This is a genomic window from Lysobacter sp. P5_C4 (genome assembly GCF_054049695.1).
The window spans coordinates 721,394-744,780 of the sequence record NZ_JBFULX010000002.1; the positions used below are offsets into that span (position 1 = coordinate 721,394).

27 protein-coding genes are annotated in these 23,387 nt (G+C 68.2%); 20 read left to right on the plus strand and 7 right to left on the minus strand.

Annotated elements, in window-relative coordinates; translation table 11 throughout:
• Nucleotide 1: 1 nt before the first annotated feature.
• From xpsH to ACXJJ8_RS07825, 10 genes are read left to right on the plus strand one after another with little or no spacing between them, the layout of a single operon-like run.
• Nucleotides 2–463, plus strand: coding sequence for a type II secretion system protein XpsH (gene xpsH, locus ACXJJ8_RS07780; protein ID WP_499028500.1), 462 nt, complete (start codon nucleotides 2–4; stop codon nucleotides 461–463).
• The gene (gene xpsI / locus ACXJJ8_RS07785) at nucleotides 460–894 is read left to right on the plus strand and encodes a type II secretion system protein XpsI (protein ID WP_499028502.1); all 435 of its coding nucleotides are present in this window, start codon (nucleotides 460–462) and stop codon (nucleotides 892–894) included. Before xpsH ends, xpsI begins: the two co-directional genes overlap by 4 nt.
• The gene (locus ACXJJ8_RS07790; RefSeq protein WP_499028504.1) at nucleotides 891–1,523 is read left to right on the plus strand and encodes a prepilin-type N-terminal cleavage/methylation domain-containing protein; all 633 of its coding nucleotides are present in this window, start codon (nucleotides 891–893) and stop codon (nucleotides 1,521–1,523) included. Before xpsI ends, ACXJJ8_RS07790 begins: the two co-directional genes overlap by 4 nt.
• A 47-nt stretch (nucleotides 1,524–1,570) precedes the next feature.
• Nucleotides 1,571–2,410 (plus strand): type II secretion system minor pseudopilin, encoded by an 840-nt coding sequence (locus ACXJJ8_RS07795; protein ID WP_499028631.1) that lies wholly within the window; start codon nucleotides 1,571–1,573, stop codon nucleotides 2,408–2,410.
• Nucleotides 2,407–3,588, plus strand: a complete 1,182-nt coding sequence (locus ACXJJ8_RS07800) for a PilN domain-containing protein (protein ID WP_499028508.1) — start codon at nucleotides 2,407–2,409, stop codon at nucleotides 3,586–3,588. Before ACXJJ8_RS07795 ends, ACXJJ8_RS07800 begins: the two co-directional genes overlap by 4 nt.
• Nucleotides 3,569–4,267 carry a type II secretion system protein GspM gene (gspM, locus tag ACXJJ8_RS07805; RefSeq protein ID WP_499028512.1) on the plus strand — a complete coding sequence of 233 codons (699 nt, stop codon included), beginning with the start codon at nucleotides 3,569–3,571 and terminating at the stop codon, nucleotides 4,265–4,267. Before ACXJJ8_RS07800 ends, gspM begins: the two co-directional genes overlap by 20 nt.
• Nucleotides 4,254–5,036, plus strand: a complete 783-nt coding sequence (locus ACXJJ8_RS07810) for a type II secretion system protein, XpsN-like (protein WP_499028514.1) — start codon at nucleotides 4,254–4,256, stop codon at nucleotides 5,034–5,036. Before gspM ends, ACXJJ8_RS07810 begins: the two co-directional genes overlap by 14 nt.
• A 14-nt stretch (nucleotides 5,037–5,050) precedes the next feature.
• Entirely contained in the window at nucleotides 5,051–7,291 is a 2,241-nt protein-coding gene (gene gspD / locus ACXJJ8_RS07815; protein WP_499028516.1) for a type II secretion system secretin GspD, read from the plus strand.
• Between the two features lie 42 nt (nucleotides 7,292–7,333).
• Nucleotides 7,334–8,173, plus strand: coding sequence for a glycosyltransferase family 2 protein (locus ACXJJ8_RS07820; RefSeq protein WP_499028519.1), 840 nt, complete (start codon nucleotides 7,334–7,336; stop codon nucleotides 8,171–8,173).
• Nucleotides 8,170–9,021, plus strand: a complete 852-nt coding sequence (locus ACXJJ8_RS07825) for a glycosyltransferase family 2 protein (protein WP_499028521.1) — start codon at nucleotides 8,170–8,172, stop codon at nucleotides 9,019–9,021. Before ACXJJ8_RS07820 ends, ACXJJ8_RS07825 begins: the two co-directional genes overlap by 4 nt.
• A gap of 3 nt (nucleotides 9,022–9,024) precedes the next feature.
• Here ACXJJ8_RS07825 and ACXJJ8_RS07830 read toward each other — a convergent pair whose 3' ends face one another.
• From ACXJJ8_RS07830 to ettA, 4 genes are all read right to left on the minus strand, one after another.
• Nucleotides 9,025–9,933, minus strand: coding sequence for an RICIN domain-containing protein (locus tag ACXJJ8_RS07830; protein ID WP_499028524.1), 909 nt, complete (start codon nucleotides 9,931–9,933; stop codon nucleotides 9,025–9,027).
• A gap of 237 nt (nucleotides 9,934–10,170) precedes the next feature.
• Nucleotides 10,171–11,097: an RICIN domain-containing protein gene (locus ACXJJ8_RS07835; RefSeq protein ID WP_499028527.1), complete on the minus strand. Its 927-nt coding sequence runs from the start codon at nucleotides 11,095–11,097 to the stop codon at nucleotides 10,171–10,173.
• Between the two features lie 108 nt (nucleotides 11,098–11,205).
• Nucleotides 11,206–12,021 (minus strand): orotidine-5'-phosphate decarboxylase, encoded by an 816-nt coding sequence (pyrF, locus tag ACXJJ8_RS07840; protein ID WP_499028530.1) that lies wholly within the window; start codon nucleotides 12,019–12,021, stop codon nucleotides 11,206–11,208.
• Nucleotides 12,022–12,032: 11 nt separating this feature from the next.
• Entirely contained in the window at nucleotides 12,033–13,694 is a 1,662-nt protein-coding gene (gene ettA, locus ACXJJ8_RS07845; RefSeq protein WP_499028532.1) for an energy-dependent translational throttle protein EttA, read from the minus strand.
• Nucleotides 13,695–13,841: 147 nt separating this feature from the next.
• On the opposite strand from ettA, the gene glyA reads away from it, so the two are divergent.
• Genes glyA through thiL form a run of 10 tightly spaced genes read left to right on the plus strand, consistent with a single transcriptional unit; the run spans nucleotide 13,842 to nucleotide 21,536 of the window.
• Entirely contained in the window at nucleotides 13,842–15,092 is a 1,251-nt protein-coding gene (glyA, locus tag ACXJJ8_RS07850; protein ID WP_499028534.1) for a serine hydroxymethyltransferase, read from the plus strand.
• A gap of 3 nt (nucleotides 15,093–15,095) precedes the next feature.
• Complete coding sequence (gene nrdR / locus ACXJJ8_RS07855; RefSeq protein WP_499028536.1) at nucleotides 15,096–15,614, plus strand: transcriptional regulator NrdR; 519 nt, start codon at nucleotides 15,096–15,098, stop codon at nucleotides 15,612–15,614.
• Nucleotides 15,611–16,027: a hypothetical protein gene (locus tag ACXJJ8_RS07860; protein WP_499028538.1), complete on the plus strand. Its 417-nt coding sequence runs from the start codon at nucleotides 15,611–15,613 to the stop codon at nucleotides 16,025–16,027. The genes nrdR and ACXJJ8_RS07860 overlap by 4 nt, the downstream gene beginning before the upstream one ends.
• Nucleotides 16,024–17,139, plus strand: a complete 1,116-nt coding sequence (ribD, locus tag ACXJJ8_RS07865; RefSeq protein WP_499028541.1) for a bifunctional diaminohydroxyphosphoribosylaminopyrimidine deaminase/5-amino-6-(5-phosphoribosylamino)uracil reductase RibD — start codon at nucleotides 16,024–16,026, stop codon at nucleotides 17,137–17,139. Before ACXJJ8_RS07860 ends, ribD begins: the two co-directional genes overlap by 4 nt.
• Complete coding sequence (locus ACXJJ8_RS07870; protein WP_499028545.1) at nucleotides 17,136–17,891, plus strand: class I SAM-dependent methyltransferase; 756 nt, start codon at nucleotides 17,136–17,138, stop codon at nucleotides 17,889–17,891. Before ribD ends, ACXJJ8_RS07870 begins: the two co-directional genes overlap by 4 nt.
• A complete protein-coding gene (locus ACXJJ8_RS07875) occupies nucleotides 17,891–18,505 on the plus strand; it encodes a riboflavin synthase (protein WP_499028547.1) in 615 nt (204 codons plus the stop codon). Before ACXJJ8_RS07870 ends, ACXJJ8_RS07875 begins: the two co-directional genes overlap by 1 nt.
• A complete protein-coding gene (gene ribB / locus ACXJJ8_RS07880; protein WP_499028550.1) occupies nucleotides 18,502–19,608 on the plus strand; it encodes a 3,4-dihydroxy-2-butanone-4-phosphate synthase in 1,107 nt (368 codons plus the stop codon). The genes ACXJJ8_RS07875 and ribB overlap by 4 nt, the downstream gene beginning before the upstream one ends.
• Nucleotides 19,609–19,651: 43 nt before the next feature.
• Nucleotides 19,652–20,119, plus strand: a complete 468-nt coding sequence (gene ribH / locus ACXJJ8_RS07885; protein WP_499028554.1) for a 6,7-dimethyl-8-ribityllumazine synthase — start codon at nucleotides 19,652–19,654, stop codon at nucleotides 20,117–20,119.
• A complete protein-coding gene (nusB, locus tag ACXJJ8_RS07890) occupies nucleotides 20,116–20,571 on the plus strand; it encodes a transcription antitermination factor NusB (protein WP_499028557.1) in 456 nt (151 codons plus the stop codon). The genes ribH and nusB overlap by 4 nt, the downstream gene beginning before the upstream one ends.
• Nucleotides 20,568–21,536 (plus strand): thiamine-phosphate kinase, encoded by a 969-nt coding sequence (gene thiL, locus ACXJJ8_RS07895; protein ID WP_499028559.1) that lies wholly within the window; start codon nucleotides 20,568–20,570, stop codon nucleotides 21,534–21,536. Before nusB ends, thiL begins: the two co-directional genes overlap by 4 nt.
• Here thiL and ACXJJ8_RS07900 read toward each other — a convergent pair whose 3' ends face one another.
• The 3 genes from ACXJJ8_RS07900 to ACXJJ8_RS07910 form a co-directional block, all read right to left on the minus strand.
• The gene (locus ACXJJ8_RS07900) at nucleotides 21,537–22,349 is read right to left on the minus strand and encodes an SGNH/GDSL hydrolase family protein (protein ID WP_499028563.1); all 813 of its coding nucleotides are present in this window, start codon (nucleotides 22,347–22,349) and stop codon (nucleotides 21,537–21,539) included.
• 71 nt (nucleotides 22,350–22,420) lie between these two features.
• A complete protein-coding gene (locus tag ACXJJ8_RS07905) occupies nucleotides 22,421–22,813 on the minus strand; it encodes a YraN family protein (protein WP_499028567.1) in 393 nt (130 codons plus the stop codon).
• On the minus strand, nucleotides 22,797–23,387 hold a 591-nt coding region (locus ACXJJ8_RS07910), incomplete at its 5' end, for a penicillin-binding protein activator (RefSeq protein WP_499028569.1). The genes ACXJJ8_RS07905 and ACXJJ8_RS07910, both read right to left, overlap by 17 nt.

Genomic DNA, 23,387 nt, shown 5'->3' on the forward strand with positions numbered 1-23,387 from the left:
CATGCGCCCGGTCGCGTTACCGCGCGGCTTCACGCTGCTCGAAGTGCTGATGGTGCTGCTGCTGATCGCAGTGGCCAGTGCACTCGCGGCCGCGGCGATCACCGGCGGCTTCACCGGCATCCGCCTGCGTGCCGATGCCAAGGAGATCGCGGCGCAGCTGCGGTACACGCGCGCGCTGGCGATTTCCACCGGGGAGTCGCAACGCTTCATCATCGATCCGGCCGCGCACACGTGGGCAGCCCCGAACGACCGCGGCGGCACGGTCGACAAAAAGTTCGGCATCACCTTCACCGGTGCGCGCGAAGTGAAACCGGCCAGCGGCATCGGCGGCATCGTGTTCTTCTCCGACGGCGCATCCACGGGCGGGCGCGTGCAACTCACCGAAAAGAACGCGGCGTGGAATATCGACGTCGCGTGGCTCACCGGCGAAGTGAAAGTGCGTCGTGGGGAGGTGCAGCAATGAACCTGCGTCGTCGCGCGGCGGGCTTCACGCTGATCGAAGTGATCCTCGCCTTCGCGCTGCTCGCGCTCGGGCTCACGATCCTGCTCGGCATCCTGTCCGGCGCGACCAAGCAGGTGCGTTGGGCCGATGACGCGGGACGCGCGGCGATGCACGCGCAGACGCTGCTTGCCGAACAAGGCGTCGGCGAACCGCTCGAGCAGGGCCACAAGGAAGGCGATTTCGAACAGGGCCGCTATCGCTGGACGCTCGACGTCGAGCCCTGGCGCGACCCGAGCATCGTTTCTGAAAACCCGCAGCCGCAGGATCCGAACGCCGCGAAGATGTTCGCGATCGACCTGCAGATGCAATGGGGCGACGGCACGCCGCGCAATCGCCTGCGCGTGCAGTCGCTGCGGCTGGTCGCGCCGACGCTGCAGGGAGGCATGCGATGAGGGCACAGCGCGGGTTCTCGCTGATCGAAGTGCTGCTTGCGACGATGTTGCTCGCCGCGGGCCTCGCACTCGCCTTCGCGTCCTTGCGCGCAGCGACGGCCACCGCCACGCGCGGCGAAAACATTGCGCAGCGCAACGAACACATGCGCGCGGTCGAACTGTTCCTTCGCCGTCGCATCAGCGGCGCGCGCCCCGTGCAATTCGGCCTGAACCAGGACACGGGCATGCCGCGCCGCTTCGAAGGCGACGCCACGCACATGCGTTTCGTCGCCGACCTGCCCGATTACCTCGGGCGGGGCGGGCCGTACCTGCACGAACTCGCGCTCGTCGACGGCGAAGGCGGGGAACGCCTCGAAGTCACCTTTACCCTCGTGCTCGCAGGCGAAACGAAAGTGGAGACACCGCCGCGCGAACCGGAAATGCTTGCCGGCCCGCTGCGCGAAGCGACGTTCCGCTATCGCGCGATGAAATCCGACAACACGCTCGGCGATTGGCAGGACCAGTGGACCGCGGGCGATCGCCTGCCGTTGCAGGTGCAGATCACGCTGCGCGACGCCGACGGTCGCGCGTGGCCGCCGATGGTGATGGCGCTGCCGCTCGCCGCCGGTTACGTGGGGTCGGCGCTGTGAACGCCCGGCGCACGCAACGCGGCGTGGCGCTGCTGCTGGTGCTGTGGATGATCGCGTTGCTCACCGCGCTCGTCGGTGCATTCGCGCTGACGGCGAAGATCGAAGGCTTGCAGGGGCGCGTGTTGCATCGTGGCGTGATCGCCGACGAAGTGGCGCGCGCGGGATTCGAATATGCGCTCACGCGCGTCGTCGAACCCGACCCGCGCCGCCAGTGGCGTCCGGACGGCCGCGACTACGATTGGAAGTTCGCCGACGCCGACGTCAAGGTGTCGCTCACGGACGAGAACGGGAAGATCGACCTCAACCAGGCCGACCTCGCGTTGCTCGCCGCGTTGTTCCAGCAGCAGGGCGGGATGTCGATGGAAGACGCGCGCCAGATCGCGGCCGCGGTCATGGACTGGCGCGACCCCGACGTGCTCACGCAGCCCGAAGGCGGCGCCGAAGATCCCGATTACGCATCGGCCGAACGCCCCTACGGCGCGAAGGACGCGCCCTTCGAAAGCGTCGCCGAGCTCGAACAGGTGTTAGGCATGACGCCCGCGCTGTACGCGAAGGTCGCACCCGACCTGACCGTCTTCAGCGGCCGCACGCGTCCGGACCCGGCGTTCGCCTCTGCGCCGGTCCTGCAGGCGATGGGCCTGGACCCGGAACCGACGATCGCGCGCCGCCGCGCATGGGATCCGTCTTCCGGGCAACCCGCGCCGGTCCTTGAAGGTGGCGAGCCTTTAGTGAGCAGCGGCAGCGGCACGTATAGTATCGACAGCCGTGCACGGCTTCGCGATGGACGCGAAGCGAGGCTGCGGGTCGTGGTGCGTGCGGGGGGCAACGGCCTGCCGGGCTCCGCGTACACGCCGCTGCGCTGGGAGGAGGGAGCATCGCCGCGATGACTGCACTGCGCGACCGTATCGGCCGCATCCAGACTCGTGTCCTACCGGGCGCGGGCGGATGGCTGTCGTGGTGGTCGCGCGCGCTCGCCGCATGGTTGCCGGTGCGCTGGCGCGCGGCACTCGGCCTCGGGCGCGATCGCCTCCTGCTCTCGCAGGATGCCGGCACCGGCGAGGATGCCTTGCAGGTGCGCCTGCAGACCGGCGACGTCGACGCCGCTGCGATTCGCGACATCGGGCGCCTGCCCGCGGGCGAAGCCCTCGGCATCGACGCCGATCCGCTCGCCGCCGTGCTCGCCCCGGCGATCGCCGACCTGCCGCGCTGGCTGGTGATGCCCGCTGCTTCCGGCCTGCGCCGTCGTCTCACCTTGCCCGCAGCCGCGGCCGAGCGGTTGCGCGACGTGGTGTCCTTTGAAATCGATCGGCAGACGCCGTTCACCGCGGAGACCGCGGCGTTCGACGCGCGCATCCTCGCTCGCCGCGCGAGCGACGGGCAGCTCGACGTCGAACTCGTCGCCGTGCCCCTCACCGCGATCCAGCCGCGCATGGCCGCGCTCGGCGGCATCCAATCGACGCTCGCGGGCATCGACCTGTCCGACAACGGCGGCATGCCGCTCGGCGTGAATCTCCTGCCGCCGGCGCAACGCCGCCATCGCGCCGATCCGCTGGCGCGCTGGAACTGGGTATTCGGCCTCGTCGCGTTGCTCGCGCTCGTCCTTGCGTTGTGGCAGATCCTCGAGAATCGCCGCGCCGCCGCCGATGCATTCGAAACGCAGGTTTCCGGGCAAACCGCGAAGGCGCGCACCGCCTCGCAACGCCGCCAGGAACTCGTCGACATGGTCGAAGGGCAGGCGTATCTCGACCAGATGCGCCGCGGCCGTCCGAGCACCATCGAAGTCATCGACGAACTCACGCGTCGCTTGCCCGACACGACCTACATGGAAAAGGTCGCCATCGAAAACGACAAGCTCACGCTCATCGGGTTGAGCAGCGAAGCCTCCTCGCTCGTGCAGCGCCTGGAAGGCTCGCCCTTGTGGCGTGCCCCCGCGCTCACCGGTGCGCTGCAACCCGATCCGCGTTCGGGCCGCGACCGTTTCACGCTGACGGCCGACATCGCGGTCGTGCCGCCCACCGTGCAGAACCGCCAGGAGACCACGCCCCGTGGCCCCGGCAACGACTGACCGCGATCGCTGGCTCGCGCTCGGCCTGCTCGTGGCCGCGCTCGCCCTGGCGTATTTCGTGCTGCTGCATCCGTGGTGGACGGTGCCGATGATGGACACCGAAGACCGCATCGCGGCCCTGCAGTCGCGCGAACTGCGCGTGCGCACGCAGCTGGCGCAGGCGCCCGCCGTCGAACGCCGCCTGGTCGAGGTCCGCGAAGCCTTGCGCGCCCGCCCCGGCTTCCTGCCCGAAGCCACGCCCGAACTCGCGACGGCCGGCCTGGTGCAACGCCTCGAAGCCACGGTCGCGCAGGCAAGCCCCGGCAACCGCAGTTGCGCGATCACCAATCGCTCGCCGTTGTCGGAACAGCGCCCGGCCGAACGCTTCCCGCGCGTCACCGTGCAAGTACGCCTGCGCTGCGGCACCGCCGAACTGGCGAGCGTGCTGCATGCGCTGGAGAGCGGCAGCCCGCGCGTGTTCATCGAAAACCTCAACATCCTCGCGCAGCGTTACTTCTACATGCCGGGGCAGGGCAAGGCGCAGAGCGGCGGCCTGGACGTGAGCTTCGACCTGTACGGTTACATCGCGCCGCGTCCTGCCGGGAAGACAGCGCAAACCTCCGCGCCTGCGCCGACGCAGGCAGCACCGCCGGAAGACGACCCCGCCTCGCAGCCGGGAGGTCTCGATGAGACTCAGTGACGCCGGCCCGCGGACCTGGCTGCTCGCGACCGTCGCCGGTTGGGCATTGCTCGCATGGGTGCTCGCACTGGTGGGCATGGGCGGGCGCATCGGCAAGTTGCCCGACGATCCGGCGTTGTCGCGCGCCTTGCCGGACGTGCCGAAGGCGCAGCCCGAGCGCATCGGCCCCATCGCGCAATACGCCGAAACCGCGCAGCGTCCGCTCTTCTCCGAAGATCGCCGCCCGCAACCGTTCTCGCTGCAGCCGCAGGGCGAGAACACCGAAGCGCAGCAATTCGAATTCGTGCTCACCAGCGTGCTGATCACGCCGAAGCTGCAGATGGCGATCATCACGCCCACCAACGGCGGCCAGCCGATCCGCATGAAGCAGGACGAAGCGCCGGCCGAAGCGCAGGGCTGGCGACTGGTCTCGCTGGAGCCGCGCGCAGCCACGTTCATCGGCCCGCAGGGCGAGAAGCGCATGGAATTGCGGACCTTCGACGGCAAGGGCGGCGCCGCGCCGACCACGACCGCACCGCCCGACATCACGATGGACAACCCGGCCGCCGATGCGGCCGTGGCCGATGCGACGGCCCCCGCGCCCGTTCCGCCGCCGCCGCCCGCCACCAGTGCGAACGCAGCGCCGCAGCAAACGGGTTCGACCCTCGAGGAAGCGCCGATGACGCCCGAGCAGCAGATGGACGCGATCCGCAAGCGCATCGAGCAACGTCGCGCGCAACTGCGCCAGGAAGCGCAGCAACAAAACAACCAGAAGACTCCGGCGCAATGAGCAGAGAGCGAGCCATGACGACTTACCGATCCAAACTCGCGACGCTCGCGATCACCGCCTGCCTCGTGGCCCTCGCCGGGTGCACGTCGCAACCGGTGGCCACGATCAAGAAGGACGGCGATCGCGGGGTGCCGGTCATCCAGTCGAACCTGCCGCGCCCGCAGATGGACACCACGACGGGCACGACGACCACGCCCGTCGGCGAGACGCCGGCGGCCGAAGGCGCGCCGTCGGCGCAGCTCAAGCGCGGCACCGGCGAAGTCATCAACCGCAGCGCGGCGAGCGCGCCGCCACCCAACCTGGGTGGCAGCTCGGGCGCGGCGACGTTCAACTTCGAAGGCGAATCGCTGCACGCGGTGGTGAAGGCCATCCTCGGCGACATGCTCGGCCAGAACTACGTGATCGCGCCCGGCGTGCAAGGCACCGTGACGCTGGCCACGCCGCGCCCGGTGAGCCCCGCGCAGGCGATGTCGCTGCTCGAACAGGTGCTGGGTTGGAACAACGCCCGCATGGTGTACGCCGACGGGCGCTACAACATCGTTGCCGCCGACGCCGCGCTCGCCGGCACCGTCGCGCCGCGCACCGGTTCGCCCGCGCTCGCGCGCGGCTACGAGGCGCGCGTCGTGCCGCTGCGCTTCATCTCCGCCGAAGAAATGAAGAAGGTGCTGACGCCCTACGCGCGCCCGAACGCGATCATCACCACCGACAACGCACGCAACGTCATCACCATCGGCGGCACGCGCGCCGAACTCGAAAACTACATGCGGACGATCGAGATCTTCGACGTCGACTGGCTCAAGGGCATGTCGGTGGGCGTGTTCCCGCTGAAATCGGGCAAGGCCAGCAAGGTCGTCGGCGACCTGGAGAAGGTGTTCGGCGAGACGAGCAAGTCGCCGGTCGCCGGCATGTTCCGTTTCATGCCGCTCGATGGGGCCAACGCGGTGCTCGTGATCACTTCGCAGCCGCGCTATCTCGACGAAATCCAGTCGTGGCTCGATCGCATCGAAGGCGCGGGCGGCGAAGTGCAGTTGTTCTCCTACGAGCTGAAGTACGTCAAGGCGAAGGACCTCGCCGATCGCCTCGCCCAGGTGTTCGGCGGCAGCAGCCGCGGCAACTCGGACGAGGGCACGGGATCGCCGTCGCTGATGCCGGGCCTGGAATCGACGGAGATCAAGGACAGCGGCGTGGACAGCAACGGCACGAGCAACGCATCGCTCGGCAACGATTCCTCGGGCGGTACCGGTAGCGGCCTGGGCGAAGGCATGTCGCTCAACCCGCGCAGCGGCGGCAACGGCAATGGCAACGTCACCCTGCAGGTCGATGGCGGCACCGTCGGCGTGGCCGCCGTCGACGAAACCAACACCTTGCTCGTTCGCGCGAACGCCGGCGCGTGGGCGTCCATCCGCGACGTGATCGAACGCCTCGACACCATGCCGCTGCAGGTGCATATCGAAGCGCAGGTGGCCGAAGTGAAGCTCTCCGGCGATCTGCGCTATGGCGTGAATTGGTATTTCGAGAATGCCATCCCGGATCCGACCTTGCGCGCGCTCGCGCTGGGGCGCTCGATCTGGGGGTCGACGGCGGGCCAGGCCAGCGGCATCACGACCGATGCCGACGGCTCCATCACCGGGGGCATGTCGTTCACCTTCCTCGGGCCCAACGCGATGGCGGTCATCAATGCGCTCGACCGCGTCACCGACGTCAACCTGCTGCAAACGCCGTCGGTCGTGGTGCGCAACAACGCCGAAGCGACCTTCAATGTCGGCAGTCGCATCCCGATCGAGTCGGTCAGCGTCAACACCGGCACGTCCGATCCGACGAACACCATCAGCCAGGTGCAATACCTCGATACCGGTACCATCCTCAAGGTGCGCCCACGCATCACGAAGGACGGGATGGTGTTCCTCGACCTCGTGCAGGAAGTCAGCACGCCAGGCCCGCAGACCGCGAACAACGCCAACGTTCGCATCGACACGCGCCGCCTGAAGACCGAAGCCGCGATCCAGAGCGGCGAAACGGTGATGCTCGCCGGCCTGATCCAGGACGAACGTTCCAAGGGCTCTTCGGGCGTTCCGGGCCTCAGCCGCATTCCGTGGATCGGTGGTCTGTTCGGCACGCAGTCGTCCGGCACCTCGCGCACCGAGGTGATCGTGCTGCTCACGCCGACGATCATCCGCAACCCGCAGGAAGCGCGCGACCTCACCGACGAATACGGGCAGAAGTTCCGCGCGCTGGAGCCGCTGTATCGCAAGTAAGCGAAGGGTAAGATCGGCGCCAGGGGCAACACGGAGCCTGGAATGACCAATGCGACGGCGCCCATCGTCGTCCTGCCGGTGTCGGTCGACGATGGCGCACTCGATGCGTGCCTCGCTGCCGTCGATGCCGGCACGCAGCCCGGCACGCGCGTGTGGCTTGCCGACGACGCACGCGCGGGGCCGCGCGAACACGCCGTCATCCAGGGTTGGCTCGCGCGCACGCCGATGGAAGCGCACTACACGCGTCGGCAACGCATGGTCGGCGACGTCGCGCATCTGGATGAAGTGCTCACCGCGTGCGGCGATGCCGATGTCGTGGTCCTTGCGCCCGACGCGCAACCCGCGCCGGGCTGGCTCACCCAACTCACCGCGTGTCTCGCACGCGATCCTGCGATCGCGACCGCCACCCCGTGGAGCAACGCCGGCGAGGCGGCCGCGTGGCCACGCGTGGGCGAGATCGGCCCAATGCCCGCAGACCTCGAACGCATTGCGCGCGCATGCGCCGCGATGGCCCCGGCGCATCCCGAACTGCCGGCCGCCGTCGGCCATGCCGTGTTGTTGCGCGGCCGCGCGCGGCAACGCGCGGGCGGGCTCGACGCCGCGAGCTACGCCTCGTGGATGGCGGCGTTGATCGATCTGTCGCTGCGCCTGTCGGGCCTGGGTTGGCGCAACGCCCTGTGCGAAACCGCGTTCGTCGCGCGGCCTGGCGAAGGCTTCCCGTTCGACGGCGACATGGATGCGCTCGCCGTGCGTTGGCCCGCATGGCATTCGCGCTTGGCGCAGTTCCTCATGGGCGATCCCTTGCGCCACGTGCGCGAGGAGCTCACGACGAAACTCGCCACCGTCGGCCCGCCGGCGCCGCAGCGGGAGTTGTTCGCGTGACCGATGCCGGCATCGCGGTGGTCCTCGTCGCGCACGAAAGCGCCGATACGCTCGACGATTGCCTGGTGCGCCTGCGCCACGCGGCCGACGTCGGCCAGATCCGCATCATCGACAACGGCTCGCACGACGGCACGCTGCAGATCATGCAACGTCATGCCGCGGCGGATCCGCGCGTCCGCTTCGTCGCCAATCCCGACAACCCCGGCTTCGCCAGCGCGTGCAACCAGGGTGCGGCCGAATGCGACGGCCCGTGGCTGGCCTTCGTCAACCCAGATTGCCTGGTCGAACAGGACACGTTGCAGCGATTGCGCGAGGCCGCCGAGGACTTGGGCGGTGCGGCGATCGTCGGCGCCGACCACGTCGACGGGAACGGCGAGCGCGACCCCGCGGCGCGTCGCCGCGATCCGGATTTCGCGGCGATGCTGCATACGCCTTCGAATGCAAACCTCGGGTTGGCCATGGACGACGGCGAACCCTTGCAACGGGTCGAAGCGATCTCCGGCGCATTGATGTTGCTGCCGCGCGTGTTGTTCGAACGATTGCAAGGTTTCGACACGGGCTATCGGCTGCATGCCGAAGACCTCGACCTGTGCCGGCGCGCGCGTGCGCTCGGCGCAACGGTCGCCGTCGCGAACGACGTGCAGGTGGTGCACCTGCGCGGGGTGTCGTCGCGCGCGCGGCCGGTGTTCGTCGAATGGCACAAGCACCGCGGGTTCTGGCGGTACTTCCGGAAGTTCGAGGCGCCGCAACGTTCGATGATGCAGCGCCTCGGCGTGTTCGCACTGATCTGGGGGCGTTTTCCCTTCGCGGCGATGCGTGCGTTCGCGCGCACCGCCGTCGGGCGCTGAAGATCAGTCGAGGGTCGCGGCCGGTGACCAGATGGTCGCAGCCGTGCCGTTGCAGGCCGCCATTTTCAGGACCGACGTGGAGTCCGAGAGGCATCGTCCGGTGCCCACGTTCTGGATTTGCCAGCGGCTCGCCGCCTCGCCGTTGGGGATCGCGCCGTACTGTGGCGACACCTGCACGAGGCGCCAGGCGGCATTGCCCGCGCATCCCGAATACATCGCGAACGTGCCGGAATCGACAAGGCACTGGTTGGCGTCCTTGAACTGGAATGTCCCGCCGTCCGATTCAAGCTTGTTGATTTCCAGGTCGTTGTGCGTGGGGCCCTTGCACGCGCCGAGCACCGGGGCGGCATCCGTGGTCATGCAATACCCGCTCTGCTGCGAGCGCATGCCGAAGGGCTTGAACGGCGTGCGTACGGACTGTTTATAGGCCCGCCACGCCGGCCCCGTGTTGTAGTTCTCGATGCCCCATCCGGCGCAGTCCGCATGTACGGCGACGCCGTTGGCGACCTCGAGGCACAACTTGCTCTGCCAGCCGCGGATCTTGACCCATCCGCCGTAGTAGTTGACGTCCCAGCGCTGGTTGTCCTGGTTGTTGCAGGGCCAGTCGAGGATGCGGCCGCCAAGCCAGTTGTTGCCCCATTCGACATCGAGGCAACCAAAGGTTTCGGTGTTGATGATGCGATAGCCGCCGCCTTCGACAGGCCAGAAGCTGAACATCTGCAGCCCGCCCATCTTCATGCACGTGGCAGGCACCAGGCGATTCTGCACCTCCGTGGGCACACGCGCCGTCTGGAGGCAGAGCTCCGCCGCGGGGCCGTTGACCCTCACGAGCTGCAAGGGTGGGCCGGGTGGATTTTGCGCTGGGCGAGGCCGGGCGCGAGCGCGAACAACGCGCCCAACAAGAGCAGACACAAGTGGAGTCTCGACATTGTTTTATCTCCTGGACGGGAGGCGCAGCATTGCCAATCCCGCCGCGGATTTCGCCAAGTCGCGTCGCTTGCACACGGGATCATCGTCTCGTCGTTCGACAAACGCGCCTCCTGCGCGCATGCGAATCGTCGGTGGCAGCGCGGTGCGACACGCACGGCGGACGATCGCGTGCGAAGACCGGCGCTACGCGCGTATTACGCGCGCAACGCCGGGGGGACCTCAGTACTTCACGAACTGCCACTTCGCATTGTCGGAGGCGTCGCACGCCCACGCCGTCACCGTCTCGCCCTCCGGAACGACGCTGCCGCGCCCCACGTGGAGGCATTGCGCGGTGCCGACGTTCTGCACCTGCCATGTCGCGCGCATTTCGCCGGGCGCCGGCGACTCGAAGCCGGTTTCGAGAATGCGCCATTGCCCATTCAAGCCGGCGACACAGGTGGCGTATACGACCGCTTCGCCACCATCGAGCAGGCACGTCCCGTCGACGGGGCCGTCGAAGCGAAAGATCGAGGCCGCCGCATCCAGCGGGACGAACCGCAGGCTGCTGCGACGATCGTTGCTGCATGCCACCGACACGGGGAACTCGCCGAGACTCATGCACGCACCGTCGATCACCGACCGCAATGCGAGCGCGCCGCTCGGCACGCGTGCGGCCTGGCGACTGACCATCCACGTCGGGCCCTCGCCGGAGGCGAGGCTGCATGTCGACTGCATTGCGCCAGTCCCGTTGAAATCCAGGCACATGTTGGTCTGCTGACTGCGGATCATCGCGGTGCCAGGATTGCCTTCCGAATGATTCACGTCCCAGCGTTGCGACTGGGCGCCATCGCATGTGAATGCCTCGACGACCTCGCCGGGCATCGAACCGGGCGCGGCATCCAGACAGCCCTGCGACTTGACGTTGCGGATCTGGTAGCCACCCTGCACGGCGGCTTCGAACTGGAACATCTGTGCATTGCCCACCGTGAGGCATTGCCCCCGCATCACCTTGAAGCCGTAGTCGGGCGGCTCGGGCACATGCAGGCAGGAATTGGCGTTGGGGCCGTCGAACATCGCCAATTGCACGGGCACGTCGGTGGGCGGCGCGTCGGCGAAGGCGGGCAGGGCAACGCAACACAGGGACAACGCAAGCATCGAACGCAACATCGGAACCTCCTCTCTCCTGAAGGAGGTCCAGCGTTGCAAACCGGCCCACGTTGTGTCGCCCAGCGCGCGACGCGACATTCGCGCGCCGATTCGCCCTGAAAGTCGGAATCAGCCGCGCGCGGCGTTGATTGTGTCTCGCAGATCGCGGGCAGCGCGCCCGGCAGCGGCTGCGAAATCGTCGCCGGAGGAGGCGTAGAGGATCGCGCGCGAGGAACTCACGAGCAGGCCGGTGCCGTCCTTCGTCGCGGCGTTGCGCACGACCGCTTCGGCGTCGCCGCCCTGCGCACCGACGCCGGGCACGAGGATCGGCATGTCGCCGATGATCGCGCGCACGTCGCGCAGTTGTTCGGGCCACGTCGCGCCGACGACGAGCGCGCAGTTGCCGTGCGTGTTCCATTCGTTGGCGACTTTCTCGGCGACGCGCTGGTACAGCGGGCGGCCATCGACGAGCAGGTCCTGCAAATCGACGGCGCCCGGATTCGACGTGCGGCAGAGAATCACCACGCCACGCTCGGCGCGATCGAGGAAAGGCTGCACCGAATCGCGCCCGAGATAGGGATTGGCCGTCACCGCGTCGGCGGCGTAACGATCGAATGCTTCGCGCGCGTACTGCTGCGCCGTGCTGCCGATGTCGCCGCGTTTGGCGTCGAGGATCACCGGAATGCCGGGGTGCCGCGCATGGATGTGTGCGATGAGGCGGGTCAGCGCGTCTTCGGCGCCGAGTGCAGCGAAGTGCGCGATCTGCGGCTTGAACGCGCAGGCGTAGGGCGCGGTCGCATCGACGATGTCGCGGCAGAAGGCGAAGACCGCGTCGTCGCCGTGGGCGAACGACGCGGGGAACTTCGCCGGCTCCGGATCGAGCCCCACGCAGACGAGGGAGTTGCTGGACGACCAACGATCCTTCAGCGCCTGCGTGAAATGCATCGATCGCTCCTTTACTTGAGGGCCTTGAAACGCAGGCGATGCGGCTTGGCGCCTTCTTCGCCCAAACGACGTCGCTTGTCTTCTTCGTACTCGCGGTAGTTGCCCTGGAAGAACTCCACGTGCGAGTCGCCTTCGAAGGCGAGGATGTGCGTGGCGATGCGGTCCAGGAACCAGCGGTCGTGCGAGATGACGAAGGTGTTGCCGGGGAATTCGAGCAACGCGTCTTCCAGCGCGCGCAGCGTTTCGACGTCGAGGTCGTTGGACGGTTCGTCGAGCAGCAGCACGTTGCCGCCCTGCAGCAGCGTCTTGGCCAGGTGCAGGCGGCCGCGCTCACCGCCGGACAACGCGCCGACCATCTTCTGCTGGTCCTGGCCCTTGAAGTTGAAGCGGCCGATGTAGGCGCGCGACTGGATCTCGATGCCGTTGATGTTGAGGATGTCCGCGCCGCCGGAGACTTCCTGGAAGACGTTGTGGTTGCCTTCCAGCTTGTCGCGGCTCTGGTCGACGTAGGCGAGCTTGACCGTCGAGCCCATGTCGATCGAACCGCTGTCCGGCGTTTCCTGCCCGATGATCATGCGGAACAACGTGGACTTGCCGGCGCCGTTGGGGCCGATGATGCCGACGATCGCGCCGGCGGGGACCATGAAGCTGAGGTCGTCGATCAGCAGGCGGTCGCTGAAACGCTTGGAGACGTTCTTGAACTCCAGCACCTTCGCGCCGAGGCGTTCGCCCGGCGGAATGAAGATTTCATTCGTTTCCTGGCGGCGCTGGTAGTCCACCGACTGCAGTTCCTCGATGCGCTGCAAACGCGCCTTGCCCTTCGAACGGCCGCCCTTGGCGTTCTGGCGGGCCCACTCGAGTTCCTTCTGGATCGCCTTCTGGCGCGCCTTTTCACCCGACTCTTCCTGCTTCAGGCGCTCGTCCTTCTGGATCAGCCACTGCGTGTAGTTGCCCTTCCACGGGATGCCACGGCCGCGGTCGAGTTCGAGGATCCACTCGGCGGCGTTGTCGAGGAAGTAGCGATCGTGGGTGACGGCGACCACGGTGCCCGGGAAGCGGGCAAGGTATTGCTCGAGCCACTCGACCGATTCGGCGTCGAGGTGGTTGGTGGGTTCGTCGAGCAGCAGCATGTCCGGCTTCTGCAGGAGCAGGCGGCACAGCGCGACGCGGCGCTTCTCGCCGCCGGACAGCTTGCCGACGACCGCGTCCCACGGCGGCAGGCGCAGGGCGTCGGCGGCGACTTCGAGCTGGTTCTCCAGCGTGTGCGCATCGCCGGCGGCCAGGATCGACTCCAGGCGCTGCTGCTCGGCGGCGAGCTTGTCGAAGTCCGCACCTTCCTCGGCGTAGGCCTCATAGATGCGGTCGAGCGCGGCCTGGGCCTGCAGCACCTCGCCGACGCCTTCCTCGACGGCCTCGCGGACGGTCATGCCCGCGTCCAGCTGCGGCTCCTGCGCCAGGTAGCCGACCTTGATGCCCGGCTGGGGGCGGGCCTCGCCGTTGAAGTCGGTGTCCACGCCGGCCATGATCTTCAGGACGGTCGATTTGCCCGCGCCGTTGAGGCCCAGCAGGCCGATCTTGGCGCCCGGGAAGAAGGACAGCGAGATGTCCTTGATGATCTGGCGCTTCGGCGGGACCGTCTTGGACACGCCGTTCATGGTGTAGATGTATTGCATGCAGGCTCCGCAGGCGGACGCGGGCGAGCTGCCTTGGGGGCAGGGCCGCGAGGAAAATCGGGATCGCGGGATTATAGGGGACGCCGGCCGACACGGCGCCCCGAAACGCTAAACTTGCCGCCTTTCCCCACGCCCACGGACCGCCGAATGTTCCCCCGCGACGCTCGCATCGAAGGCTTCGACCCAGAACTCGCCGCCGCCATCGCGGGCGAGAACCGCCGCCAGGAAGACCACGTCGAGCTGATCGCGTCGGAAAACTACGCCAGCCCGCGCGTGATGGAAGCGCAGGGCAGCCAGCTGACCAACAAGTACGCCGAAGGCTATCCAGGCAAGCGTTACTACGGCGGCTGCGAATACGTCGACGTCGCCGAGCGCCTGGCGATCGAACGCTGCAAGCAGCTGTTCGGCGCCGACTACGCCAACGTGCAGCCGCATTCGGGTTCGCAGGCCAACCAGGCGGTGTACCTCGCGCTGCTGTCGCCGGGCGACACGATCCTCGGCATGTCCCTCGCCCACGGCGGCCACCTCACGCACGGCGCGAAGGTGAACATCAGCGGCAAGCTCTTCAACGCCGTGCAGTACGGCGTGGACGAAAAGGGCCTGATCGATTACGCCGAAGTCGAACGCCTGGCGCTGGAACACAAGCCGAAGATGATCGTCGCCGGCTTCAGCGCGTACTCGCAGGTGATCGACTGGGCGAAGTTCCGCGCCATCGCCGACAAGATCGGCGCGTATTTCTTCGTCGACATGGCGCACGTCGCCGGCCTCGTCGCCGCGGGCGCGTATCCCAACCCGGTGCCGCACGCGCACGTCGTGACCTCCACCACGCACAAGACGCTGCGCGGCCCACGCGGCGGCATCATCGTGGCGAAAGCCAACGAAGAACTCGAAAAGAAGCTGCAGTCCATCGTGTTCCCCGGCATCCAGGGCGGCCCGCTGATGCACGTGATCGCGGCGAAGGCCGTGGCGTTCAAGGAAGCGCTGGAGCCGGAATTCAAGACCTACCAGCAGCAAGTGGTGAAGAACGCGCAGGCCATGGCGAACACCATCATCAAGCGCGGCTACAAGATCGTCTCCGGCGGCACGCAGAACCACCTGATGCTCGTCGACATGATCGGCAAGGGCATCACGGGCAAGGACGCGGAAGCCGCGCTCGGCAAGGCGCACATCACGGTGAACAAGAACGCCGTGCCGAACGATCCGGAAAAGCCGTTCGTGACTTCGGGCCTGCGCCTGGGCACGCCGGCCGTCACGACGCGCGGCTACAACGAAGCCGAATGCGTCGCGCTGGCCAACTGGATCTGCGACGTGCTCGATGCGCCGAACGATGCGGCCGTGATCAAGCGCGTGCGCGAAGAAGTCACGAAGCAGTGCAAGGCGTTCCCGGTCTACGGCTGACCCATGCATTGCCCCTTCTGCCAGCACGTCGACACCCGCGTCATCGATTCGCGCGTGTCCGAGGACGGCGCCACCATCCGGCGGCGCCGTGAGTGCGAGGCGTGCGGGGAGCGTTTTTCGACGCTGGAAACGATCGAACTGAAATTGCCGCTGATCATCAAGGGCGATGGTCGGCGCGAAGCGTTCGACGCGCGCAAGTTGCGGCTCGGGTTCGACCGCGCCTTGCAGAAGCGGCCCGTCAGCGAAGAACAGATCGAGGCCTCCGTTCGCGCCGTCGTGCATCAGTTGCGCATGACGACCGAGCGTGAACTCGCATCGCGCCGCGTCGGTGAGTTCGTGATGGCGGAGCTGCGCAAGCTCGACCACGTCGGCTATGTACGTTTCGCTTCGGTCTATCGCTCCTTCGAGGACGTCGCCGATTTCCGCGAGGAGCTCGACCGCCTCGAACGCGAACTGCCACCGGGCGAGGGCCAGTTGCCCCTGCTCGAAGGCGAGCCGGCCGAAAAGGCGCGGCGCAGGTGAGCCTGTTGCGCGCCCTGCTCGTCGCCGCGGCGCTTGCGTGGGCGCCGGTGTCCAGCGCGCAGGATGCAACGCAGCATGCCGCGCCTGCGACGCAGGCCACGCTGGCCGGCGACTATCATCTCGACGGCGTGATGGAGGTCGGTTCGGGCCTGCGGTTGAAGGACGACGGCACGTTCCAATGGTTCTTCACCTACGGCGCGCTCGACCTCGCCGCACGTGGCGCGTGGGCGCGCGCGGGCGACGGGATTGACCTCGCCGTCGTGGACATGGGCTTCCCGCCGCAGATGCCCGAAACGCAATTCGACCGCATGCACCTGCGCATCGACGGCGGCGAACTCGTGCCGGCGTGGCCGTGGGACATGGATGATTTCCGCAAGAACGAGGAACGCGGCGCTTACGTGCGCGAAGAATGATGTCGCAACCCCAGCAGGCGTACACCGCCACCGACCACGCCATGATGGCCCGCGCACTGCGCCTGGCCGAAAAGGGCGCATACACGACGAAGCCCAATCCTATGGTCGGCTGCGTGATTGCGCAGGGCGATGCAGTCGTCGGCACGGGTTGGCATGAGCGCAAGGGCGGGCCGCACGCGGAGGTCTTCGCGTTGCAGGCCGCGGGCGAACGGGCGCGCGGCGCGACGGCGTACGTCACGCTCGAACCGTGTTCGCATGTCGGCAGTACCGGCCCCTGCGCCGATGCGCTGATCGCCTCGGGCGTGACGCGCGTGGTCGGCGCGATGCGCGATCCCTTCGAGAAGGTCGACGGCACGGGATTCGAGAAATTGCGCGCCGCCGGCATCCAGGTCGACATCGGCCTGATGGAAACGCAGGCGCGCCAGCTCAACAAGGGTTTCCTGTCGCGCATCGAGCGCGGGCGTCCCTGGGTCCGCGTCAAGCTCGCGACCAGCCTGGATGGGCGCAGCGCGCTGGCCTCCGGCGATTCGAAATGGATTTCCGGTGAAGCCGCCCGACGCGACGTGCAGAAGTGGCGCGCGCGCGCCGGCGCGATCCTCACCGGCGCGGGCACCGTGTTGATGGACGACCCGCATCTCACCGTGCGCCTCGGCGACGACACACCGTTCGTTCCGCCGCTGCGCGTCGTGCTCGATCCGGGCCTGGCCACCGTGCAACGCGGCCATGTGCGCGAAGGCGGCGCGCCGACGCTCTACATCCACGCCTCCGATGCGCGCATGCCGCGCGGTGTCGAAGCCGATCATGTGGCCGTGCCGGTCGAAGCAGGCCGCATGGACCTGAGCGCGGTGCTCAAACTGCTCGCCGAGCGAGAGATCAACGAAGTGCAGGTCGAAGCGGGCGCCACGCTCGCCGGCGCGTTCCTCACCTCGGGCCTGGTCGACGAGTTGTTGCTGTACGTTGCGCCGGTGATGCTCGGCGAACGCGCGCGGCCGCTGTTCGACAACCTGCACATCGACGCGATGACGCAACGTTTGAACATGCACGTCGCTGAAACGCGTCGCATCGGCGAAGACATTCGCGTGTTCGTGCATCCTGGGCGCGCGCCGGAATGAACGACAGTTTCAAGGATCACTTCTCCAGCGTCGCCGCGCAGTACGCACAGGCGCGGCCGGAATATCCCGCCGACTTGTATGCCTGGATCGAATCCATCGTGATGGTGCATGGCCTGGCGTGGGAGCCCGGATGCGGCAGCGGGCAGGCGACGCGCGATCTGGCGCCGTTGTTCGATCGCGTCCATGCCACCGATCCGAGCGCCGCGCAGATCGCGCAAGCCAATGGCCCGGCGAATGTCACGTTTCGCGTCGAGCCGGGCGAAGCAACCACGCTCGGCGACGGCACGGCCGACGCGGTCTGCGTCGCGCAGGCGCTGCATTGGTTCGATCAACCGCGCTTCTTCGCCGAATGCGCGCGCGTGCTCAAGCCCGGCGGCGTGCTGCTCGCGTGGGGCTACCAGGACATGACCGCGCCCGACGGCGTGGATGCCGCGCTGCAGCCCTTCCGCGACGCCATCGAAGCGTATTGGCCGCCCGAGCGGTGGTTCATCGACGCTGCGTACCGCGATTTTGCGTTCCCGTTCGACTGGATCGAGCCGCCGGTGTTCGAGTTGCGCGCGGAATGGAACCTGGCGCGCATGCTCGGTTACTTTTCGAGTTATTCGGCCACCAAGCGTTACATCGACGCGAATGGCGTGGACCCCGTCGCCGTGCATGCACAAGCGATCGCGCAGGCGTGGGGCGACCCCCGACAGACCCGTGTCTTGCGCTGGCCGATGTTCGTTCACGCGCGCCGGAAGTTGGAGGACTGATGTTCACCGGACTGATCGCCGGCGTGGGCCGGCTGGCGTCGCGTGAGATGCGCGGCGGCGACGCGCGCCTGCGCATCGATGTCGGCACGTTGCCGTGGGGCAAGGGTGCCGACGTGCGCATGGGTGAAAGCGTTTCCGTCAACGGCACCTGCCTGACGGTGGTGGCGTTCGACGACACGGGCTTCGAAGCAGACGCATCGAACGAAACACTCGCGTTGACCACGCTGGGCGACCTGCCCGTGGGGCGCGCACTGAACCTGGAACGCGCGATGTTGCCGACCGATCGCCTCGGCGGCCACCTCGTCAGCGGGCATGTCGACGGCGTGGGCACGGTCGCACACACGTGGGATGACGGACGCGCGCAACGTTGGGTCTTCGCGGCGCCTGCTTCGCTGCGGCGATACATCGCGGCGAAGGGCTCGATTTGCGTCGACGGCGTGAGCCTCACGGTGAACGGGGTCGACGATGCGGGTTTCGAAGTCGCGCTGGTGCCGCACACGATCGCGCACACGGCCTTCGGCGAAACCCGGCCCGGGGATGCGGTGAACCTGGAAGTGGACATGCTCGCGCGTTACGTCGAGCGACTGATGAACCAACGAGACAAGCACGCATGAGCTTCGCCACCATTCCCGAACTGCTGGACGAACTGCGCGCCGGCCGCATGGTCGTCATCGTCGACGACGAAGACCGCGAGAACGAAGGCGACCTCATCATGGCCGCCGAAGTCGTGCGGCCCGGCGACATCAACTTCATGGTCACGCATGCCCGTGGCCTGGTGTGCCTGTCGCTGGCGCGCGAACGTTGCCGCCAACTCGGCCTGCCGCCGATGGTCCGCGACAACACCTCGCCGCACGGGACCAACTTCACGGTCTCGATCGAAGCGGCCGAAGGCGTCACGACCGGCATCTCCGCGTACGACCGCGCGCACACCATCCGCACCGCGGTGAAACCGGACGCGAAGCCGGAAGATCTCTCGCAGCCCGGCCACATCTTCCCCTTGCAGTCGCAGCCCGGCGGCGTGCTCAGCCGCGCCGGCCACACGGAAGCGGCGAGCGACCTGGCGCAACTCGCCGGATTCGAGCCCGCGGGCGTGTTGGTCGAAATCCTCAATCCCGACGGGAGCATGGCGCGCCGGCCGGAGCTGGAAGTCTTCGCGCGCGAACACGGTCTGAAGATCGGTTCGATCGAAGACCTCATCCGTTATCGCCTCGCCACCGAACACACCGTCGAGCGCGTCGACATGCGCGAGATCGACACCGAGCATGGCCCCTTCACGCTCCACACGTATCGCGACCGCGTCAGCCGTGCGCTGCACTTCGGCTTGTTGCGCGGTGCGCCGGATGCGCAGGTGCCGACGCTCGTGCGCGTGCATGCGCTCAATCCGCTGGCCGATGCCGTGCATTGGCGCCGCCCGGATTTCGGGCCTGCGGTGGGCGACGTGCTGCAGGCCATCGCCGCCGAAGGCCGCGGTGCCCTCGTCCTGCTGGGCGAGGCGCAGGACGCCGAGGCGGTGCTGGCGCGCATCCGCGAACAGCCGGCCGCGCCGCACGACCGTGCGGGCGCGCTGGCCGAATGGCGCCGGACGGGCGCGGGTTCGCAGATCCTGGCCGACCTGGGCCTGGGCAAGCTCCGCGTGCTGGGCACGCCGCGCAAGCAGGTGGGCCTGGCGGGCTTCGGCCTGGAGGTCGTGGCGCATGTCGAATGGCCCGCGCGCTAAACTGCGCGCCCCCCGCGGCCACGCGACCGGCGCCTTCCCAATCATGAAGTTCATCGAAGGCGACCTGCGCGCCGCACCCGGCGCCCGCTTCGCCATCCTCGCCGCCCGCTGGAACCCGCGCATCACCGACGCGCTCGTCGAAGGCGCGCGCAAGGCCTTCCTGGACAACGGCGTGGCGGCCGAGTCGCTCGACTTCGTGCGCGTGCCCGGTGCTTGGGAATTGCCGGTGGCCGCCGCACGCCTGGGCGCCGCGGGCAAGCACGTTGCGATCGTCGCCCTGGGTTGCGTGGTCCGCGGCGATACGCGGCACTACGAACACGTGGCCGATGGTTGCGCCGAAGGCCTGATGCGCGTGTCGATCGACTATCGCCTGCCGGTCCTCAACGGCGTGCTCGCCGTGGAGATGTTCCAGGACGCCGAGGCGCGCGCCGGCGGCAGCCACGGCAACAAGGGCGAAGAAGCGGCGCTGGCCGCCATCGAAATGCACAACCTGCTGGAGAAGTTGCCTTGAACCGACGCCGAGACGGCATCGACCCGGTCCACCGTTCGCGCGCGCGTCGCCGTGCGCTGCAGGCGCTCTACGCCTGGCAGATGTCGGGCGGGACGGCGCAGCAGATCATCGCGCAGTTCGCGCACGAACAGGCGCACGAGATTGCCGACCTGGTGTATTTCGAAGACCTCGTCACCGGCGTGATGAAGCACGTCGGCGACATCGACGCGGCGTTGCAGCCGTTCCTCGACCGTACCGTCGAGGAAGTCGACCCCATCGAGCGCGCCGCGCTGCGCATCGCGACCTACGAATTGCGCCATCGCATCGACGTACCGTATCGCGTCGTGCTGAACGAAGCGATCGACACCACCAAGCGCTTCGGCTCCGAGCACGGCCACACGTTCGTCAATGGCGTGCTCGACCATGCAGCCGCCGCGTGGCGCACGGCGGAGTTCGACGCGGCGCGCAAGTGAGCGCCAACGAGTTCGACCTGATCGAACGCATCCGCCGCCGCGCGACGACGACGCGCGAGGATGTGCTCCTCGGCATCGGCGACGATGCCGCGCTGCTTGAAGTTCCCGCGGGCCATGCATTGGTCGTGGCGACCGACACGCTCAACGCGGGCGTGCATTTCCCGGTCGAAACGCCGCCCGCCGACATCGGCTGGAAGGCGCTGGCGGTGAATCTCTCCGATCTCGCCGCGATGGGCGCCGTGCCCGCGTGGTGCACGTTGTCGTTGTCGTTGTCGCTGCCGGAAGCCGACGGGGCGTGGGTCGATGCGTTCCTTGAAGGCTTCATGCGCCTTGCGGTGTTGCACGACGTCGCGCTGGTCGGCGGCGATACGACGCGCGGGCCCTTGTCGATTTCGGTGACCGTGCACGGTTTCGTCGATCCGGCGCGCGCACTGCGTCGCGCCGCGGCGCGCGAAGGCGACCTGGTATGGGTGAGCGGCACGCTCGGCGACGCGGCGGCGGCGTTGGAACAATGGCGTTCGGGTGCGTTGGTCGATCCGCTGTTGCGCGCGCGGCTCGATCGGCCGGCACCGCGGATCGCCTTGGGGCGTGCGCTGGGCGGGATCGCGCGCGCGTGCATCGATGTGTCCGATGGCTTGCTCGCCGACCTCGCGCACGTGTGCACGGCAAGCGGCGTCGGCGCGGAAATCGACGTCGATGCCTTGCCCGCGTCCGACATGCTGTGCGCGCAGTTCGGGGGCGATGCGCGTCGCCACCTGCAGTCGGCGGGCGGGGACGATTACGAGTTGTGTTTCACCGCGCCGGCGGCCGCGTGCGATGCAGTCGAAACGGCCGCGCGCAACGTGGACGTGTGCGTGACGACGGTCGGGCGGATCGTGGCGCGAACGGCTGGACCGGTGATCGTGCGTGATGCCGATGGCGCGGAATGGATGCCGGGCAGTTCGGGCTGGCGCCACTTCGCCTGACTACTTCGCGGCGGCGATCACCGCCGACATCGCGTCGGCCTTCACCACGGTTTTGCGTGGGATGCCCTTCAGTTGCGCCTGCAATTCCATCGGCGCATCCGGTGTCACCGCCGCATTGGCCGGCAGCAAGGCGAAGTTCAGCGTCACGTCTGCCGGCACCGGCCACGCGCCGACGATGGCTGCGTGCAACTGCGTCGCCATCACCAGGGTCGCCATCAGGCTGGGATGCACGCCGTCGGGGAAGGTCGCTTGCGCGCCGTGGCGATGCGCCAGCGCACGCAATGCCTTGCCCGCAGGGATGACCTGCGCGTCGATGCGCGTTGCGATCTGCCTTGCCCCGCGGTCGAGTTTTGCTTGCCATGCATCGTCGGGACCCCAGGTCGCGAGCACGTAGACCTTCGTGCCTGCCGACTTCGCGCGCGCGGCGAAGGCGCGATGCGCGCGCTCGCTTGCACGGCACTCGGCGGAACTGCGTTGCTCGCTTTCGACCATGCACGCGAGCACGCCGCCGCGTTCCTGCAACACCAGTGCATCCCAGTGGCCGGCATCGAGTGCCGCGGCGATCCTGCCGTCGTTCCAGCGATCGATGAGCGAACCACCGGGCGCGACGAAGGTTTGCGTTTCGATCGCCACGGGCCGCGGCTGCGATGCGGCGACCGCGCGCAGGGCCGACGGCAGGTCGTTGACGTACGTGAGGCTGTTGCCGACAAAGAGGACGCGCAACTTGCGCGGTGCCGTCTCCTGCGCAGGCGCAAGGTGCGACAACGCCAGGAGCAACAGCGCAAGGACCGTGCGACGGCGAACGATCGGCATGGCCACCTCGCGGGCAGGATGCGTGCATCGCACCGCCGGGCGCACCCTGCGTCAAGTGCCGCATCGGCAGGTCATTGGCTCGCGGCGGTGAAGGCGGCCGGAATCCAGCGCAGGTCGGGCGCGTCGGGATCGCCGCGCGCGTCCACGACGTCGAACCGGCACGGAGACTGCGCCAGCGCGGGATGCCGCTGCAGGAACACCTGCGCCGCGCGCACCAGCTTGCGCCGCTTCGCCGCATCGATCGACGCCGCACCGCCCCCATGGCTTGCCGTGGCGCGATAACGCACTTCGACGAACACGACGGTTGCGCCGTCGCGCAAGACCAGATCGAGTTCACCGACCTTGCTCGCCGCATTGCGTGCGAGCAGTTGCAGGCCTTGCGTCAACAGGTAGGCGAGCGCGGCGGCCTCGACGGCGGCGCCGCGCGCGCGGCGATCGACGGGTGCGTCAGCGCGCGGGCGCATCCGCGAGCGGGACCTGCGAACCGCCCCGGAACGTCGACCACGTCGGCGTATGCAGGATGTTGCCGACCGGATCCAGGCGCAGCGTGCCGGTTGCACCCTGCACCTGGCCATTGGGATCCAGCGCGAGCTTCTCCAGGTACGCCGTGATCAGCCACGCGTCGTAACCGAAGGCGAACAAACGCGCCGCGGGGCCCCGCGCGGTTTTCAGTTGCGAAGCGACGCTCGCGGCGGAGGGCAGGCCGGAGATGCCGCGCACCGTCCACGGTTCGGTGGGATAGGCGATGCCGTCGAGTACCAGGTCGTCGGCCGGCTTGCCCGTTCCCGACGCCAACGCGGACGTCGCCACCAGCGGCTTGCCGCCGAGGCCCGACGAACGCAGCAAGGGGGCGACGGCGCGCGCTTCCGACGCACGCGTGGCCAGGAACACCGCATCGACCTGCCCGGCCTTTTGCACGGACGCCTGCAGGCGTGCGAGCAGGGACGCGGCATCGCCGCCCATGTCGAGCGATTCGACCACCGTGCCACCGCGTTCTGCCAACGCATCGCGCAACGCGGACGCCGCACGGTGCATGCC